Annotated in this window: 13 protein-coding genes; 11 read left to right on the top strand and 2 right to left on the bottom strand. The window is 41.5% G+C overall.

Annotated elements, in window-relative coordinates; translation table 11 throughout:
- Positions 1-91 precede the first annotated feature (91 nt).
- The 11 genes from D7322_RS11120 to D7322_RS11075 all read left to right on the top strand — a co-directional run bounded on the left by D7322_RS11120 (position 92) and on the right by D7322_RS11075 (position 14783).
- Positions 92-1600, top strand: a complete 1509-nt coding sequence (locus D7322_RS11120) for a retropepsin-like aspartic protease (RefSeq protein WP_121124215.1) — start codon at positions 92-94, stop codon at positions 1598-1600.
- 36 nt (positions 1601-1636) lie between these two features.
- Entirely contained in the window at positions 1637-2854 is a 1218-nt protein-coding gene (locus D7322_RS11115; protein WP_121124213.1) for a thioredoxin family protein, read from the top strand.
- A gap of 12 nt (positions 2855-2866) precedes the next feature.
- Positions 2867-4210 (top strand): TlpA family protein disulfide reductase, encoded by a 1344-nt coding sequence (locus tag D7322_RS11110; protein WP_121124211.1) that lies wholly within the window; start codon positions 2867-2869, stop codon positions 4208-4210.
- Positions 4211-4302: 92 nt separating this feature from the next.
- On the top strand, positions 4303-4860 hold the full coding sequence (locus tag D7322_RS11105) for an RNA polymerase sigma factor (protein WP_121124209.1): 558 nt from the start codon (positions 4303-4305) through the stop codon (positions 4858-4860).
- Positions 4861-4935: 75 nt separating this feature from the next.
- Positions 4936-6060 carry a FecR family protein gene (locus D7322_RS11100; protein WP_121124207.1) on the top strand — a complete coding sequence of 375 codons (1125 nt, stop codon included), beginning with the start codon at positions 4936-4938 and terminating at the stop codon, positions 6058-6060.
- Between the two features lie 27 nt (positions 6061-6087).
- A complete protein-coding gene (locus D7322_RS28930) occupies positions 6088-6495 on the top strand; it encodes a hypothetical protein (RefSeq protein ID WP_245971321.1) in 408 nt (135 codons plus the stop codon).
- On the top strand, positions 6386-9541 hold the full coding sequence (locus tag D7322_RS11095; protein ID WP_317125727.1) for a SusC/RagA family TonB-linked outer membrane protein: 3156 nt from the start codon (positions 6386-6388) through the stop codon (positions 9539-9541). Before D7322_RS28930 ends, D7322_RS11095 begins: the two co-directional genes overlap by 110 nt.
- Positions 9541-10992 carry a RagB/SusD family nutrient uptake outer membrane protein gene (locus tag D7322_RS11090; protein WP_121124204.1) on the top strand — a complete coding sequence of 484 codons (1452 nt, stop codon included), beginning with the start codon at positions 9541-9543 and terminating at the stop codon, positions 10990-10992. Before D7322_RS11095 ends, D7322_RS11090 begins: the two co-directional genes overlap by 1 nt.
- Positions 10993-10998: 6 nt before the next feature.
- Positions 10999-11793, top strand: coding sequence for a DUF4843 domain-containing protein (locus D7322_RS11085; protein ID WP_121124202.1), 795 nt, complete (start codon positions 10999-11001; stop codon positions 11791-11793).
- 21 nt (positions 11794-11814) lie between these two features.
- Positions 11815-13350 carry a PKD-like family lipoprotein gene (locus D7322_RS11080; protein WP_121124200.1) on the top strand — a complete coding sequence of 512 codons (1536 nt, stop codon included), beginning with the start codon at positions 11815-11817 and terminating at the stop codon, positions 13348-13350.
- Between the two features lie 86 nt (positions 13351-13436).
- Positions 13437-14783, top strand: a complete 1347-nt coding sequence (locus D7322_RS11075; RefSeq protein WP_121124198.1) for a hypothetical protein — start codon at positions 13437-13439, stop codon at positions 14781-14783.
- Positions 14784-14894: 111 nt separating this feature from the next.
- Here D7322_RS11075 and D7322_RS11070 read toward each other — a convergent pair whose 3' ends face one another.
- Positions 14895-17366 (bottom strand): phosphocholine-specific phospholipase C, encoded by a 2472-nt coding sequence (locus D7322_RS11070; RefSeq protein WP_121124196.1) that lies wholly within the window; start codon positions 17364-17366, stop codon positions 14895-14897.
- A gap of 163 nt (positions 17367-17529) precedes the next feature.
- Complete coding sequence (locus tag D7322_RS11065; protein ID WP_121124193.1) at positions 17530-19053, bottom strand: SusD/RagB family nutrient-binding outer membrane lipoprotein; 1524 nt, start codon at positions 19051-19053, stop codon at positions 17530-17532.
- Positions 19054-19062: the final 9 nt, after the last annotated feature.

Genomic DNA, 19062 nt, shown 5'->3' with positions numbered 1-19062 from the left:
AGAGAACAATGAAAAAAAACAAATGTGTTATACTTTGTCTAAAAGACACCAATAGATCACCTTCTTTCCTCTCTTTGAGGGACTATTAAAAATGATAACCAATTTTATGTGGTATACACAAACTAAAAAATCAATTTTAACTGGAGTATGTACCTTAGTGGTATTCAGCAGTTATGCCCAATCCAGTGCTACATTCGCTCAAAAACTTTTTCAAGCGTTCCAGCAAAAAGACACGACCTTCCTAACTGGCGAGTTGGCATCCAACTTTTCCATTGCTGGACACACAGACGCTGGAGCTAAATTCCGTCTTGACCAAATTGTCAAAAATTACCAAATTTCAAAAATTGACATCAAAGCAGATAGGAAAGTGAAAAGAGGGCACGTCATGCAACTAGCTATCCTAGATAAAGTAAACAAATCGATCAATGCCGAAGCATTATTCGATACAACAGACAAATTAGTCCACCTGTCGCTATTCGACCAGCTTTATGGAATGCAACGTATGGACTCAGCAAAGTTACGGGCTGTCATTCCCTTCGAAAACCACAATGGCTCCATCTATCTACAAGTCAAAATCAACGGCTACGACAAACCACTACGCCTACTTTTCGACACAGGAGCGGATGGCATGGCCGTCAGCCAGCAACTCGCTGATCGCATCGGTTTAAAAATAACAAGAGAAAAAAATGCGTCTGTGGTAGGCGGGCATGCTAAAATCCAAATTTCTGAAAACAACACGGTTGGTCTAGATACCCTCAACATTGAAAAACAAAGTATTGCCATTTTTCCAGAGATGGGCCGCGATGGTGATGGCATCATTGGCAATACCATAATTCGACGATACATCACCCATATTGACTACGACAATAATCTCCTGTCTCTCTATGAATTCGGTGGTTTTCAATACAGTGGACAAGGCACTCTAGTGCCAATCAGTATGCCCTCCGGGGTCATGGTACTTCCCGGACAGCTCGATATCACGAAAGGCAAAAGCTACGCCGGTCGTTTTGTTTTCGACACAGGAGCTTCGTACGACCTCATTTGTTTCAGACCTTTTGTACGCCAAAACAAATTACTCGTCAGCGGTTTCAAACCCGAGGCCCAGGCCGCGACAGTCAGCATGGGTATTTCCTCACCTACATTTCTAGGTAAAAGCCACCAATTTGCGATTTCACCACTTCCCCCAATGGCAGGCCTACCTATAACATTGATGGGTGGTACTGCTGATAACGAACAATGGCAGCCCGGCGTTGACGGATCTATTGGTATCCGTCTATTGAGCAGATACAATATGACCATCAACCTCGCAGAAAGCGAAGTCTTTTTTGCACCAAATAAACTACATGCACTACCGCAGGACTTTCTGATTCGAAACCATCAATTTGGCTGGGATAATACCGGACTGTTAAAAGCACTTGGCTCCGTTGGTACCCCTCCAAATGAAAGCCCGCTGAAAAATGGTGATCTCATCCAACAGATTGATGGCTATTACGTCGATCAACTCGAGAAAAACCCCAGATTGATCGGCCAAATTTGGCTAAAAGCCAAAGAAAATGAAATCACGATCATGCTAAAGGACAACACCCAAATAACGCTATAAATATACAACCAGTACGAAAATCCTAAAAACAACAAAATGAAAAAAATCTTTCTTTATTTGGCAATTCTTAGCATGGGCATTTTTTATCGACTGGCATTAAATGCTCAGGAAAAAGCTTTTCAAGGAACCTTTGCCGAATGCCAGACCCAAGCTAAAAAAGATAATAAATTGATCCTTATCGACCTCTACTTTGTTGGCTGCATCCCTTGTGCGCAGATGGATAAGGAAGTGTTTCCGGATGCTAATGTCATCAAAGAGCTCAACAAAAATTATCTTCTTTACAAAACCGATGTAATGAAGGAAATGGATGGCAAAAAATTGGCACGTAAATATGGTGCGCCCGGTTTCCCAACGTTTGTCGTCGTGAATCCCGATGGCCAAACCATTTTGATAGAATCCGGCTTCTTTTCAGTGAATAGGTTGATTGCCCTCTTACAGGAAGCTAAGCAACGAGATAACGCGCAACAGTATTTAGCATTTAACAAGACATTGGACAATCCATACCCCGCTGCTTACAGCGAACGGTTTATCAAAACTGGGGAAAAACATGATTTTGCTGAATTAGAAAGCTATCTAGACCAACAAGAAGATCTTTTCAATGAAACGGCTATCTTAGCCAACTCCGTTACCGGATTTACCAAGTACAACAATTGGGCTTACAATAACCTGCCAAAACTGATCAATATGTACGGGGGAAATCTACTGCGAAACAAAATTACAAACATAGCAAAAGCAAGAAGCAAGGAGTTCGGTAACAGACAACAGCTGGATAGTCTCCACAATATGTTTAAATACATACGCCCTACCTTCACCGATAGATTATGGGATGTATTTCTACCATCCTTTATTACAAACTATTACACGGGCTCCAAAGATGCCCGAAGCTATTTAGCATTAATCGACCAGTATAAATTATATCCGACCTGGGATGAAAGAAGCAATGCTTTAGGGCCAATTATTATAGACCAGTCAAATAATTCGACGATTTTACAAGCCATTCGTTCACAATACCTAGAACAACAACAGCCTTTAGATATAGTTGACAACTATCGGCTAGCTCTTTTGCATTATTATCTACAAGATTATGATAACGCTGCCAAATCCATAGCGATTGTACTTAACACCTCAACTTCACCCTATTTCTCACCCAATAAAAATGAGTTTCTCGCACTACAAAAAGCAATTGAGAAGAAAGACAATACACTATTTAAAGCCAAAGACATAAAAAAAAATATTCCAGTTAAACTAAGTTAAACGAACTTTACTATGATCAGAAAAACCCTTTTATTAATTACAGCAGCACTGACATCGTTCGCCGCATTAGCCCAATTGCCCAGTAACATCAATGGCTCAATAACTCCCGGAAAATTAAACCGCATCGGGCTCTTTAAAGTCCTTAATGGCCGCCTGAAAGAAATCGCTACTGCCGTACCGGATGGACAAGGCCGATTCGGATTTCGGTTCACTCCAGAATATGAAGGTCTATATGCGCTGGGGAGTGGAAACCCACAAAGCCAACAAGGATTATTTCGTTTCTATTTCAAAGGTAACGAAGAATTAAACCTCAAATTAGACCAAGGGGCCTACGAATTGACAGGAAAAAATAGTCCGGAAAATCAAGCATTATACACATGGGATCAACAGTCCAAGTCTTTTCACGACAAAGGACTCACACCTGGAGGTAGAAGCACATACGTGGACTTCTTTCCAGAGGTAGAAGATTTCAAAGGAAAATTGGATGGCATCAAGAAAAAAGCTAAAACAGGAAATGCAAATTTTGACAAATTGTTCTCCGAGCTGATAGACTATGATTTTGCCTATTATGCGACATCCTACTTGCAAATGCCACGAACAGCACATCCGAGCAAAGAGGAAATGAGTGACTATTATACCGCATTCAAAGCAGACAGGTATCTTACACCGACTCTATTGAAACTCCCTTATGGTGATCGTTTCTTAACCAATCTGGTGTATCGAAAAGTTGATTTAGCAAGTAAACCGACTGTAGAGCAGCTGGTGTCTACCATCGGCCCCGATGTGCTTAAAGGACAATATATTTTGCAACGTTTAGAAGGAGTTCGCTCGTACAGCGACTTTCAGGAGATGAACAACACTTATAAAAAATATTTCACTTTACCCGAACAGATTGAACGAGCAAAGGCCATCGAGCTAAAACTGGTAGAAACAAAAACAGGTGTGCCAGCTTTCCAATTTAGCTATCCCGATCTTAGTGGCAAGAAAACAAATCTCGCAGATCTTAAAGGTAAGGTGGTATTGGTCGATATGTGGGCTACATGGTGTGGACCTTGTCGTGCGGAAGAACCACATTGGGAAAAACTTAACGAGGAGTTTAAAGGAAAACCTATCGCATTTGTTGGTATTTCTGTCGACCAGGACAAACCAAAATGGGAAACCTATGTTAAAGAGAAAAACATCAAAGGAATTCAATTACACGCCGGACCGGGAAATGAGTTAACAAATGCGTATAAAGTAAATGGTATACCACGTTATATTCTGATCGATAAGGCGGGAAACCTAATTTCCGCAGATAGCCCGAGACCTAGCGACCCAAAATTGAAAACATTACTTGAAGAATGGAGTAAAAAATAAGGATCACAATAAGTTAGGGTAACAATATGAATGCCCTAACTTATTTTTATTTATTCATTTTTTAAATACTTTTGTATGGTAACTACCCGAAAATGGAAAACAATATTGCATATTGGCTACAGCAGATCGCAGAAGGCGATCGTACGGCATTTGATGCATTGTACAACCACTTTTGGAAACCAATATACCAACAGGTCTATCAGAGAATAAAAAACACCGAAGCCACCGAGGATATCCTACATGACCTCTTCTTGAGCATATGGAAAAACCGAAACAGAGTACAAGAAATCAATAATATTGAATCTTACTTAAAGACCGGTGCACGTTATCTAAGCTTCACGTACCTTAATAAAAACAATGCACAATATGCTGTCGACATCGATAGGGTTGACATTATTCTAGACGATGCCCCCATCGAAGATCGTTTACATTACCGCTATCTACTCGACCTGATCCAAGAGGAAATTGAAAACCTGCCCGAACGATGCAAACTGATCTTCAAGGAAAGTCGCGTCAACAACAAATCCATTAACCAAATCGCCCTTGAATATGGGCTATCCAAGAGTACAGTTGAAAACCAAATCAATAAAGCCCTTAAACGTTTACGCCTCATAACCAAAGACTTTCACCTCTTTATTTCATTTTTTTAATTTTTTTTTATTTTTACATAGGTGCTTTTTATTCTTTCGGTGACTATATCTATACAAGGCTAACCAAAAGAAATAATGAACATATCTAATTCATTCGCCGCATTAATACGTAAATACCTGCTCGGTTTCGAGACAAAGGAAGAATACCACACTTTAAAGGATGCCTTTGACGAACAATCTTCATTACAGCTTCCTGCCGAGGATATTATCCAAGGTGGTCAAAAACGGGTCCGCGAGCGCCTATTGGGGCATCCTGCATTTATCGAGGTAATTCCTTTTCACAAAAAGCACCGCCTCCAATTACAGGCAGCTGCTAGTATCTTTATAATCGTAAGTGCGAGCTTAAGCTATATTTACTATAGAAACAACTTTGTCTTCAATCCAGTTCCTCTCGCTCAATTGGCCGCTATACAACCTGCCAAAGAAAAGGTAAAACTATCTTTTGAGGATGGTAAAGTCATCATATTGGATAAAACAGGAAAATCCGTACCGGCCATAGAGGGTATACAGGAAATCAAAAACGGAGAAATTGTTTATAATAATCAGGCAGATAAGATTGTCCAGAATACATTATCGACACCTAGGGGGCAGCTATTCAAAATAGCGCTGCCCGATGGTACCAAAGTGTGGATGAATGCCCATAGTTCATTAACATATCCATCTAAATTTACCGGAACCGAACGCTTGGTCGAACTGCATGGTGAGGCCTATTTTGAAGTAACCAAAAATCCTGCACAACCTTTTATCGTCAAAACATCGAGCCAAGACATCAAAGTCCTTGGAACACACTTCAACGTACAAGCCTACGACAATGAGCCATTGACCAAAACAACCCTAGTCGAGGGGAAAGTAGAAGTGCAACAGCGAAATCAAAAACTTGTCCTATACCCCAATCAACAGGCGCTATCCAATGCCTCCTCGATCAGCAAAAAGTCTGTAGATGCCACGGAATACGTTGCATGGCGCGAAGGGTACTTTACCTTTAATAACGCCAGCCCCAACGAAATAATGCGCCAACTGGCGCGTTGGTATGATCTACGCGTTGAACTGGACAATTCAAATGTCAGTGAAAAATTCAGTGGTAAGATCCTGAAACAAACTAATCTAAAAGAGGTGCTTGAAGTGCTGAGGACCGCTGGTATATCAATAAGAATTGAAAAGAATAACAACAACGTAAGAATGATCCGTTTAGCAAACTAACTAAATACGAATTAACACCTACCTTTCATGAAAGAATTTAACAAAACAAGACCGCGGGTACCTTGGGTACCCCTCCTATCCACAGCCCAAATTTTCACTGCCGCCTATTGGAGCAAGCAGCAGACAAGCGACCACCATAGTATTAAACACAAGCCGTTTGGGGGAAATAATACAAATTTTCGCCTGTTACCAGCGTTATTAACTGCCGGTCTTTTACATGTATACGGTTCACTAAGCGCTCAACAAATTTCCATCAATACCCAAAACGCCAATATCCGGCAGGTCTTCCAGCAATTGGAAAAGCAATCGGGATACAGCTTCTTCTATAAAGACGTCGATATGGAGAAGATTCGGACCAATAAAATTATACTCAAGAACACAAGGCCTTACAGAAGCGTTAAAAGCTATTCTCGAGCCAAATGGTCTAGATTATGAAATCGTCAACAAAACCATTGTTATTAAATCCATTCCGAAGAAAGCAACATCCAGTATTAACAATAACCGAACTGATCAGAGCACAATTACAGGGCGTATCGTAGATGAAACTGGGCTTCCTGTAATAGGTGCTACAATACGGCTCAAAAGCGATTCACGAAAAGCCGTCCAATCCATGTCCAATGGAAATTTCTCTCTTCCATTGTCAGCGGATGGACAACAGGCACTAGTTTCTATGCTTGGTTTTGAAGACAGTGAATTCACGGCAAAAAAAACATCTACAGGTCTGCTCATCAAACTAAAACGTACTGAACGTGTTGTCGACGAAGTAATTGTAACCGGTATGATGGAGCGCAAAAAGGAAAGTTTCACTGGGGCAACAGCAAGCTTCACTGGCGAAGAACTCAAAATGGTCAACAACCAAAATATAGTGGCCAGCTTGCGCGCACTTGACCCTTCCTTTATCCAAATTGAAAACAACAGTATAGGTTCCAATCCCAATGCGCTTCCTACAATCGAACTGCGGGGACAAACCAGTATTGCCACATCCTCACTTCGCGATGAATTTTCGTCCGACCCCAATCAGCCCTTATTTATTCTCGATGGCTTTGAATCCGATCTACGAACCATCATGAGTCTTGATATGAATATTATCAAGTCGGCCACCATCCTAAAAGATGCTGCTTCAACAGCGATATACGGTTCCAGAGCATCCAACGGTGTCGTTGTCATTGAAACCATTAAACCTGTTGCCGGAAAAGTACGGTTAAGTTATACGTCAGATCTGAATCTTGAGTTCCCTGACTTAAGCAGCTACAATATGATGAACGCCGCAGAAAAATTGGAGTTCGAACGCTTGTCTGGAAGATATACAGCAATTTCAAATAACTTTGAACAACAAATAGCCTTAGACAATATCTATAATATCCGTTTACAAAATGTCTTGCGAGGGGTAGATACATACTGGTTGGACAAACCTATTCAGACAGCCTATTCACAACGTCATTCATTAAGCGCCAGAGGAGGTGAGGGAGCTGTAGTCTTCGACCTTGGGGGCAACTACAGAACAACAAAAGGAGCCATGATCGGCTCTGGAAGGGAAGATTGGGGGGCCAATATTAATTTAAATTATCGGACGGGGAAACTAAATATTGCCAATAGAGCCTTTGCTTCAGGATATACAGGTAATGAATCACCTTATGGTAGCTTCTCTCTCTGGGTAAACACAAATCCGTATTATGAATTCAAATCAGCCGATGAAAAATATCTAGCCCGTACAGAATCCAATAGCCCGGGTGCTTTTTTATCAATAGCCAACCCGCTTTATAACGCTTCATTGTCCAGCTATAATAGGACCAAAAATTATACGATTAGCAACAACCTACAGCTGACCTATTCTATTAGTCCCGCTTTAGGTATAACAGCCGGAGCACAGATCAGCAAAAGCACAACCAATTCAAATACCTTTGCCTCGCCATTGGATACCCAATTTGATGAAGTGACCAATGACCTCAAAGGGAAGCTTACCTATCGCGGAGCTGAATCATTTAGCTATACAGCCAATGCCATGTTGACCTATGCAAAGGTTTTTCAAAAACTGCATAGCCTAACAGCTAACTTACGTGGCGAAATCAATGAAAATAATAGTCGATCCAATGGGTACATTGCCGTGGGATTTCCTTCAGCGAGTAACGGAAATCCATCTTTCGCCTTTGGTTATCAAACTGGCTCAAAGCCGAGCGTAGCGACCAGAATCGCACGCCGAAACTCCATTGTCGCTTCCGTCAACTATTCCTATGACCAACGTTACAACGCGGATTTTAATTACAATATAGACGGTTCGACAAGTTTTGGGTCCAACAATCTCTATTCCCCCTATTACTCCATCGGTTTGAGCTGGAATGCACATAAAGAAAAGTTCCTCAAAAACAATACATGGATCAATAACTTAAGGATTCGCGGAAATATAGGGATTACGGGCAATCAAAGCTTCGGCAATGTCAGCCAGTCCATATTTGACTACGATCGCAATGTCAACCGCTTTGGTCAAGGTATTTTCCTTTCCGCTTTAGGCGCACCAGATCTCGAATGGCAACGCACACGGCAGACCAGCATCGGTGTGGACGGTACATTTTTCAAAAACAAGCTGAACATACAATTCAATGCTTTTGACAAATACACAGATCCGCTCGTCGTCGCTGTCACATTACCTGCCTCCACAGGGCTTTCCAACTATCCTTTTAACGCGGGTACATTGGACGTCAAAGGAGTAGAAACAATCGTCAACTATTCGCCCATATATCGACCGAAAGATCAATTCGTACTAACCTTTGGTCTCACAGGAGCCATCACAAAGCAACGGTATGACAATTTTAACGATAAGCTCAATGCTCTCAACGAAGAAATGCAAACCAGCCAGTCTCTTGTTCGTTTCAAAGATGGTTATAGCCCCCGCGATTTATGGGCTGTACGTTCTCTGGGCATAGATCCAGCAACTGGGCAAGAAGTCTTCTTATCAAAAGATGGCCAGCAAACCTTTAATTATAACACCAATGATATTGTCGTGGTCGGAAGTTCACAGCCTTTGGCAGAAGGAACCCTGCGCGGTACCTTGGGCTATAAAGGATTTACAGCAAGTGTCATTATCCGCTATAAGCTGAAAAGTGACTATCTCAATTCCGCTCTGTATAATAAAGTAGAGAATATATCGATCAATAATGTCGAAAACAATCAGGATAAGCGGGCATTATACGAACGTTGGAAAAATCCAGGCGACATTGCACAATTTAAAGCAATAGCCATTACCGGTTCAACCCCTATTTCTTCCCGTTTTGTACAAGACGAAAACACATTTAGTGGTGAATCCATTAATCTCGGCTACGAATTTAGAGGCAAACAATGGCTGGATAAGGCCAAACTCTCCAATCTACGGCTCTCAGCCTATATGAATGATATATTTTATACCTCGACCGTCAAACGCGAACGTGGTATAGACTATCCCTTCACAAGATCAATATCCCTAAGTTTAAACGCAACACTGAAATAATGAAACAGCTAAAAAAAATACTCATCCCATTTTTCGTTTGTGCATACGCATTAACTGGCTGCAACAAATGGCTAGATGTAAAGCCCGAAGATAAGTTTATCGAAGATGAAGTCTTCCAGACCCCTCAAGGATTCATTGACGGACTCAATGGCATCTACCTCAAGTTGGGTGCCGACAACCTCTATGGCAGCGAACTAACGCTACAAGTGCCTGACCTCCTGGCACAATATTATTACATGTCCTCTACACATGACCTTGGAATACAAGCTCTCACAAATTTCAATTACGATGAAGCAGGACCAAAAAACCGCATCAGTGCAATCTGGACAAATCTTTATGTCAACATTACCAATATCAATAAATTTCTGGAAAACATCGAAACCTATGGTTCGGTGTTGGACGAGCAGTCCAAAGCCATTATGTCGGGCGAAGCGCACGCGCTCCGGGCCTATCTTTACTTTGACCTTGTCCGCATGTTTGCCCCAGCTTACACAGTAGCTCCAGAAGCCGCGACAATTCCTTATTACGAACATACAGGCTATGAATCGGCCCCATACTCAACCACCAAGGAAGTCATCTCCAATGTCCTTGACGATCTCCAACTTGCAGAACAATTACTGCAAACGTCAGATCCTGCACTTACAATGACAAAAGTAGATCAGACCACAGGTACTATTGACTATGGCAAAAAGCCATACCTGCAGGCGCGTAATTATCACCTCAATTACTATGCAGTTAAAGGACTACAAGCACGTGTACTATTATATGCAGACCAGAAAACAGAGGCATTAGCGGCAGCCGAAACTATTATTCAAAATAAAAGCAAATTTCCATGGGTACAAAGTACAGATATCAGCGATCCCAGTACAGTAAATCGTATTTACTCCACCGAAGTTCTTTTTGCTTTTGAAAACCGTAACTTGTATGGCATATACAACAACCTCTATAATCCCGCACTAGCGGACAATACCATTCTAACGGCCGGAACAAGCCCATCTTTCTTGAATGCTATCTTTGACAATTGGCCCAATGATTATCGATACAGTCTCAACTGGCAGGTAGCTGGCGGCAAATCATACAATGTCTTCCTTAAATATCAGGATCTCAGCAACACCAATGCCCCAAATTACCGATATACAATAGCAGGGCTTAGGCTAAGTGAAATTTTTCTGATTGCCGCAGAATGTGAAACCGACCCAAACAAATCACTAGCGTACCTCAACGAAATTCGGACACACCGCAACTGTCAGGTATTAGCGGAATATGCAGACGCTACACTTGATATCATGAAAGAATACCGTCGTGAGTTTTATGGAGAAGGCCAACTTTGGTATTATTACAAACGTACAAATACAGCCTCTATCTTGAGCGCTACGTCCAATGCACAGAAAACAATAACGACCACACAGTACACCTTTCCATTACCTTTGGTCGAAACTGAACCTAGATAAACCAACATGATGAAAAAACTAGCTTACCTTTTTATTGCAACATTAATCTATGCAACAGGTTGTAAAGAAGACACACTCGATCTTTATCAATCTCAGAATAGCATTTATTTTCCGGGAGAACGAGTCTCCAACGTATATCGTCCGATAGACAGCAGTTTCTTTTCTTATGGCTATATCTCTGAACTTATTCAGGATACACTATTACTGGTCCCCGTCACAACCACAGGCGCAAAAGCAGCCACCGATCGGAGGTATAATTTAGAAATACTGTCTAGCAGTACGATGGTAGAGGGAGAGGACTATGAAATTGAAAATGCGACTTTCCAGATTAAGGCACAACAGCTCCGGGATACAATACGAATTCGGCTCAAACGATCTAAATCGCTACAAACAGAAAAGCGAATCTTAAACCTAGCCTTACGAGCCAATGAAAATTTTGCGCTGCAAATGGAATCGCAGATGATTGGGACAGGAGACCAACAACAAATACGTTACTTCAATCGATTTTCTGTTATTGCGGACGATATCGTTGGTCCTCCTTGGTTCTGGGATGAATCTCGAAATAAATACGCCTATCTAACTGTCAACTATCTTGGTGCTTATAGTCAAAAAAAATTCCAGCTATTAATCGGTGTGCTGAACCTCGATATCAATGAGATTACCAAGGAAGTGATGCCCGGTAACAGCTTGCCTGCTTGGGGATATGGACTCCAGGCTTATCTCAATGATATGACAGCAAAAGGAACACCCATTTTAGAAGACGACGGTACAGCAATGAAAATGGGAAAAAATGTACAATAATAAACCTATGAAACTAGAAAAATGAAAAACATACGCTATCTCCTATTCCTCATTACATTGTGGATTGTAGTCCTTTCAAGCTGTAGAAAAGACCTAGGCAATTACAACTATACAAGTCTGGATACCATTGGTATCAGAGGTATTGAAAAAGCATATAGTGGTGCTACCGGGAAAAACCTAACTATTAGCCCCGTATTTATTACTTCGTTTAGCAAAGCTATTGATAGCACCAACTTTACCTTCGAGTGGTTTGCCTACAATTGGCAGGCGACAGTCAATGCAGATAAAAAGATCCCTTTGGCAACAACAAAAGATTTAAATATAAATTTACCCCTGCCAACAGGTTCTTATGTATTGTATTATCGTCTTGTTGACAAAAGCACAGGTGAACGTTGGCAATATACCTGTAATCTTACCATGACATCCGAACTGGGAAATGGCTGGCTCATTCTTAATGAAATCGATGGAGGAAGCCGGCTTGATATGCTCAACTATAAAGCTGATACACTGCCATTTGATCGCTATACTGATCTTTTATCTACTACCAGTGACCTTAAATTGGAGGGGAAACCAATTCAGGTATATTATACGCCCAACAAAGACATATTTAGCAACAATGATAATAATCGCGTCTACATCAGCACGGATCTTGCCACCTATAGTATCAACAACCATACACGTAACTGGAGCGATTACCGCAATCTCAAAACGGAAGTACTTCGTTCTACTGGAGCGAAGTATCACGCCAACCGCATTGTAGGCATGGGAAGTAGCTCTACGCCACAAACTTACGTTGTGGATAGTGAAGGTATCTTAATGTTCGAGTACAAACAACAAGCCATTTTATATGGTCCGCCGATTAATAGGCTAAATTCGGGGAGTAATATAAATATGGCTCCCTTTTTAGCTTGTTATGACGGAAACCGTGATGCTTACACTGTTTACTACGACAAAGATAGTCGACGTTTTGTGCTGCATATGGGAACAAATAGAGTCTCTGTAATACCAACGTCGACAGATGCCACTATCGTCAACCCAGCCAATATGGGACAGGATTTATTGTATCTTGAATGCGCATTGACCAGTACCAAACAGTTCTACGCTTTGCTCAAAAACCCAACGACCCAAAAGTTAATGCTCTATCGCTTTGTACCTTCAAGTTCCAAATTTACACCATTGGGTTATGACGAAGTGGAGAATCTCAATCAGATTGATCAGGCGGATTTTTATGCGATCGACCCCACCTACGGCTACCTGATATACGCTGTCGGAAGTAAAGTCTATCAATACGACCCTTTCAACAAAGTTCACAAACAGCTGCTTGACCTTGGAAATAGAAAAATCAGCCTGATTAAATACCAACGTTTTATACAAAATAGAACTAGTGCCCGCTATAAAAATTATGCGGCAAAGCTAATGGTGTGCAGTTACGACGAAACAATCCCCAATACTTCGGGTAAAATGGAATTCTATCAAATACCATTATCTGGTACTGCATCATTATCCTCTTCTTTTGACGGATTTGGAAAAATTGCTTCGGTAACTTACCGCGAATAGCTCCTGCAGTACTTCCTTTACTGGAGCCTTGGCTTTAAATGCCAAGCTCCAATGAAGGTAATCGATAAAAAATCAAACAGCTACTTATGAAAAACTATACCAGCAAAATATTTAAAGTTATTTTCCTGATAGGTATCGGTCCATCGATCCAAGCACAATCCCTGCTGCACAAAAATGATCTTATGAAAATGGAAACGTATTTCGACGCACGCCTTGCAAACGTTGCCGCCGAAGATTCACTAGTCTCCACCTCCATAAACACCAAAATAAAAGCTACTGAGATTACAGCGCTACAACAGGAAATATGGGCTGTATGGAATTCCGTGAACAGTCGACGCGAGACACTTCCTTTGCCAACACAAGCAGCTCGTGGTCTACAGGACTATAAACTACACCAATGGGAATTGGTCAATGAAAATCCTTTACCCTATTATTACATCCAGAAAGGCTCGATAGGTCACACAAAATTACCACTATTTCTCAACCTCCATGGTTCTGGCCCAAAAGAAATGGAACTCAAAGCAACGCTAGCTTGGTCGCTGCGTTACCGCGATTCACCATCACGTTATTTTATTCCACAGATTCCCAATGAGCGAAGATATCGGTGGTGGTTGAAGCCTGTTCAGCTAGCTTGGGAAAAGCTGCTTCGTCTTGCCATGCTTGACCAGCAAATTGATCCAAATGCGCTGTATGTCATGGGGATTTCCGAAGGAGGCTACGGAAGCCAGCGATTAGCAGCTTTTTACGCCGATTACTTCGCCGGAGCCGGGCCAATGGCCGGGGGAGAACCCTTAAAAAATGCTCCGCCCGAAAATTTCAAACATTTGGCCTTTTCATTTCAAACGGGTGCCAACGATACCGGATTTGGAAGGAACAAACTCACCCTTTCCGCTAAAAACGCGCTCGACAGCTTGGAACATCTATTCCCAGGAGATTTTGTACACAATATTGTCCTGCAGGAAGGGAGAGGACATGGGATAGATTATACACTCACATCACCATGGTTAGTTCAATATAAACGTAAACCAAATCCACGATACGTCAATTGGATCTGGTTTCCGATGGATGGAAGATATAGAAAAGGTTTCTACAATATCGCTATCGAACAATCCCCGGTATCCCTCAAAGACAATCCCCAATACGACCGTGTCAGGTTTGATATTGACATGGATAAAGCGACAAATACCATTACAATAAAAACTAAATTATTAAACCCAGATATGACTGCGCAGCAAGCTTTGAAAAAAGGAAAAATCGCAATTTTTGTCAATAATGAACTTATCGACCTATCCAAAAAAGTCACAATTATATATAATGACAAAAATATAGGGCAGCAAAAGATTGTACCTACCGTTTCTGCTTTGGTAGAAAGTGTCGCATTGTTCGCAGACCCCAATCGCATCTACCCTGCGAAAATACAGCTTGCTTTATAAGGGAGTGCAAGGAATAGTATATTAAAAAGATCCCGATTCCAATAAAACCGGGATCTTTTTTTGTTTATATAGCAAGTAGCCCCCTTATTCTCAGCTTTGCTTATATGATTATTATCCCAATTGTGGATCAGTCTTCGAGTGATTTCCTGTCTCCACACGACCGGCAAATTGGCGAACAAATCTACTTCCCACAATCTGTAAAGTAACATCATACCAACCGCTAATCTTCTGAGATTCTACAACCCACTTGGTGGTTTTACCGGCACCCAATACAATATCTTTCCTCCAGGAACTGTAGGCATTATCTTTCACCTGCACATGAAGCACTTTGTCTCCTTTATTGCTCGCTTCCAAGATCAGGTTTCCCGTGGGAACACCTTTTTTCCCGATCTCATAAGTTGCGACCACGGACAAAGATTCCCCATCCCCTTTAAAGCTACGCATAAATCCATTTGGCCCGTATACGGTTAAATCATAATATCCATCTTTAAAGTCAGCTCGATTCCAGTCAAAACTCAATTCTTCACCTGCAATCACCGCAAAAGGCCAGAAACTGACACCATCTTTATAGCTCGGTCCACTATACACATTAAAAGGACTGCTTAGGGATTTCGTTCCGAATAGCTTATTCCCAGCGGACATCGTCAGTTTTACGCTGTCCTTATCAATAGTTTCACTTGCATATAACTCATAGGCCAGCGCATTGGAGTTTTTTTGACCTTTTTCTTGTCTCGCCAACTGTGCGGCCTTTCCGGCAGATCGCAAAGCTTGCATCTCATCTTGGCTCCATACATGGAAATTATTAGGCAAAGGTTTAGATTTGGCTTGATCAATCGCATAAATCTGTTGGTTACGGTTCAAGAACGGCAAATCCACATGAACACCCCCTTCTGCTTTCCGAAATACCGAAGTCAGATCTCCCGTAATGGCACGGCGCCACGAACTGATGTTGTGTTCTTTCACATCCTTACCAAGCTTCTTGTCGAAGAAATACTCCATAAATTGAATGGTCGAAGTGATGTCGCACACCTCCGAATTAACCCAGCCACCTTTGCTCCATGGAGATGCAATGATCAACGGCACCCGATAGCCCAGACCAACCGGCCCCTCTGTAGCGTGTTCCTTTTTCTCACCGCTGGCAAGTTCCTGCTCCAAACTTACATATTCACCACTATAATCCAATCCGGCGGAGGTCTTTCCTGACCGTGCATCTGCCGGATTAGGTGCTACAAACGGTGGAATATGATCGAAGTAACCATCATTCTCATCGTAGTTCAATATAAAGATCGTCTTCTTCCACACATCAGGGTTTTCCGTCAGAATATTCAGGATTTCGGACACATACCATGCACCATACATCGGAGCACTCGGATGGTCTGAAAAACACTGCGGCGCTACAAGCCAAGATACAGCAGGCAGTTTGCCCAACTTGACATCTTTCCGGAATTGATGGAGTACATCCCCTTTTGGAACAGTAATCTCTTCACCATCATGTAGGACAGAAGCTGTCTCACGATAGAACGCATCGTCTTCATTGGTCTGAAAAGCACGTTCATGCAATGCTTTTTGCTCTTTGGGAAGTCGTTCAAAAGCCTGTTCAGTCAATCGCTCTAGCCGCGTTTTATAACTGCTGAGCTGTTCCTGTTTTTGCTTAAGTTTATTTTGGGTCTTCTGTACACTTTCGGCTCCATGATTTACCAAGGATTTTTCAAGTTCCTGAATCTCCACAGGCAGTTCGATAACACGCTTACGCATAAATTCCAGGTGGCTTTTCTTGAATTCAATATGGTATTGTGAAAACCACTCCAAGTTATTGTCTGTAAAGTTACCTAACCATTCATCGCCATGAAGGCCACTTTCCATACTAACTTCATTCTGGTATACTTTCCAAGAAATACCTGCTTCCTCCAGACGTTCAGGAAAAGTTTTCCAATGGGCCCAGCGGTTAAAATAAATATCTGAATTACGAATCAATGGTTTGGCGCCTTTTTCAGGCACACAAGTCCCCGTCCAAAAAAAATGTCGATTGGTAGTTGTGCCCGTAATCGAAGAACAAAAATGTTGATCACAGATCGTAAACGCATCAGCCATCGCATAATAGAAAGGGATATCTTCACGAGTATAGTACCCCATAGTCAATGGAATATCACTCAGCACCTTTCCACTGGGACGTTTAGCTTCGATCCAATTATCGTGTTTACCCCCGTTGCGAGCTGCCATTTGATTTTCCCATGAGTGGGGAAGATTTCCTGTCCAGGCTGCATTCGAATTCTTAATATCCAATCGAAATGGAGAATATGTTTTTCCCGATCTGGAGGCCTGCAACCATACCGGATTTCCACTAGGCAACTCGATGGCTCTTGGATCATTAAATCCCCGAACCCCTCTCAGTGTACCAAAACTATGGTCAAAGGAGCGATTCTCCTGCATTAACAAAACAATATGCTCGGCATCTAAAAAAGAACTCCCCACAACTGGTTCAATCGCTAAAGCGCGTTGTATCGCATCCGGTACAGCACTTTGTAAACCAAAAACCCCAGCCAGCAATGAAGCTTTCTTGATAAAATCTCTTCTACTATCCATAAAATTATTTATTATATCTCCTATAAATTCGATGGTTTATCAGCGAATATATTCATTCGCCATTGTTTTTTATGTAACGTTTTTAACAAAAATCCCCGCACACGATTGATATGGTGCGCGGGGATAGTCTTCACGATAAAAAATCAACAGATCAAAGTATTACCTATTTTAAGATCCACATCAGTTGATTGATTTCATCATTACCATCATACTGACGTTTCATCGCCTCGTCCAGGTTTGACGCATTGTAGTTATACTCCAGAGCCGGGTAACGCCAGCGTACAGGTATCTTTTGTGGCGCTACGGAGTTCAAACTCGATGCCGGATTAATTTTCCATTTTGGATAACCTGTTCGTCTATAATCGTAATATGGTGTCATCACTCCCTGCAAATAACTTGCTAAATATTTCTGTGTTATAATCGCCTCCAGTTGCCCTTCAGGAGAAACGGGAAATTGGTTTCCATAAGTTGTCACTGCTAGATTAATATAGCCCTCATCTAAAGGCATATTATGTGTAAATTGAGCTGTATTAGGTGTATTATCCGAAATGAATTTCATTGAAGCAGCAATGCCTTTCTTATACCAATTGACAGGAGATTCCGCAACCCAGCCTCGTGCAGCAGCCTCTGCAACAACAAAACATAAATGGGCATAACTATATTGTTGTGTAGGTTCACCACTCACCAACTCGGTATAACGATCATTTAATTTGGAATAATCATTCTTCTTTTTCAGTTCAGCAATCTCACTGAAAGAGAGGGAAGGATCTGTCCCCACATACGCATTAAAATCATTAGACTGTTTCCCATTAGCGATTTGTAAGGCAGAAGGATTCGCATAGTAAAACAACCTTCTATCCTGATATTGTTTTAACCGGTCTATGATCTCCGTCGACACAATAGGATAGATTACAAAACTATTACTCACCTTATAGAATGGATAGGTCTGATCAGCCTTGTCTTCGTGCGTTACTTGAAAATTATCCGCATTCCCTTCAAAAATCGGCTTATTTATGAATATGGATTTAAAACGCTCTTTGACATTCAGCTCCCCATCAGCGTTCTTTTTGCTTAATTGAATCAATACATTCAAAGCAAAACTATTCACTAATTTTCGCCATTTTATAATATCACCGGAGAAAATGGGATCCCCGTCAAACTTTACACCTTCAGCAAATAATTTGTCAGCTAGCTCCAATTCATTTAAGATCCCAAGAAATACCTCTTTCTGTGTATCGTATTTGGGGAAATAGATCTTTTCCGTTTCACCTTTTAAGGCATCTTTGTAGGGAATATCTCCAACACTCATCGTTGCGTCATAGAATTTCATGGCACGGGCAAAATACATTAAGCCATTATAGGAGTTTGCTAATGCATCACTGGTTGCAAATTTCGCCATAAAATGTGCGTCATTAATTGCCATCATCGAGATATCCCGCTCACCTAAACTATTATATTGATAACTTTCCGTCAACTCAGTCCATGCAATCTCCTTAGTAAGCATGTATGGCTGCATGAAGCCTTTGGTATTCGACTGACGCGCCAAATTTAAAACAATTCGTGTCGCCAACATGGATGGTCGTACCGTTGAAGGCGTTTCAGGATTTGTATTTATTTCATCAAATTTAGAACAGCCTGTTGTAAGCAATACCCCTCCCAGCGCTAGATATGTCCATATTTTTTTCATTTTCACAAG

Origin of the sequence: Sphingobacterium puteale (assembly GCF_003627955.1) — a bacterium.
In the GTDB taxonomy this organism is placed as follows: domain Bacteria; phylum Bacteroidota; class Bacteroidia; order Sphingobacteriales; family Sphingobacteriaceae; genus Sphingobacterium; species Sphingobacterium puteale.
The sequence above is the reverse complement of the archived record's forward strand: the minus strand, read 5'-3'. Positions and strand labels throughout refer to the sequence as shown.

Excerpts from the sequence above, each read along its gene's own strand:
- D7322_RS11110 (WP_121124211.1), top strand. The coding sequence starts at position 2,867 with ATGATCAGAAAAACCCTTTTATTAATTACAGCAGCACTGACATCGTTC.
- D7322_RS11105 (WP_121124209.1), top strand. The coding sequence starts at position 4,303 with ATGGAAAACAATATTGCATATTGGCTACAGCAGATCGCAGAAGGCGAT.
- D7322_RS11090 (WP_121124204.1), top strand. The coding sequence starts at position 9,541 with ATGAAACAGCTAAAAAAAATACTCATCCCATTTTTCGTTTGTGCATAC.
- D7322_RS11080 (WP_121124200.1), top strand. The coding sequence starts at position 11,815 with ATGAAAAACATACGCTATCTCCTATTCCTCATTACATTGTGGATTGTA.
- D7322_RS11100 (WP_121124207.1), top strand. The coding sequence starts at position 4,936 with ATGAACATATCTAATTCATTCGCCGCATTAATACGTAAATACCTGCTC.
- D7322_RS11065 (WP_121124193.1), bottom strand. The coding sequence starts at position 19,053 with ATGAAAAAAATATGGACATATCTAGCGCTGGGAGGGGTATTGCTTACA.
- D7322_RS11070 (WP_121124196.1), bottom strand. The coding sequence starts at position 17,366 with ATGGATAGTAGAAGAGATTTTATCAAGAAAGCTTCATTGCTGGCTGGG.
- D7322_RS28930 (WP_245971321.1), top strand. The coding sequence starts at position 6,088 with ATGAAAGAATTTAACAAAACAAGACCGCGGGTACCTTGGGTACCCCTC.
- D7322_RS11115 (WP_121124213.1), top strand. The coding sequence starts at position 1,637 with ATGAAAAAAATCTTTCTTTATTTGGCAATTCTTAGCATGGGCATTTTT.
- D7322_RS11120 (WP_121124215.1), top strand. The coding sequence starts at position 92 with ATGATAACCAATTTTATGTGGTATACACAAACTAAAAAATCAATTTTA.
- D7322_RS11075 (WP_121124198.1), top strand. The coding sequence starts at position 13,437 with ATGAAAAACTATACCAGCAAAATATTTAAAGTTATTTTCCTGATAGGT.
- D7322_RS11085 (WP_121124202.1), top strand. The coding sequence starts at position 10,999 with ATGATGAAAAAACTAGCTTACCTTTTTATTGCAACATTAATCTATGCA.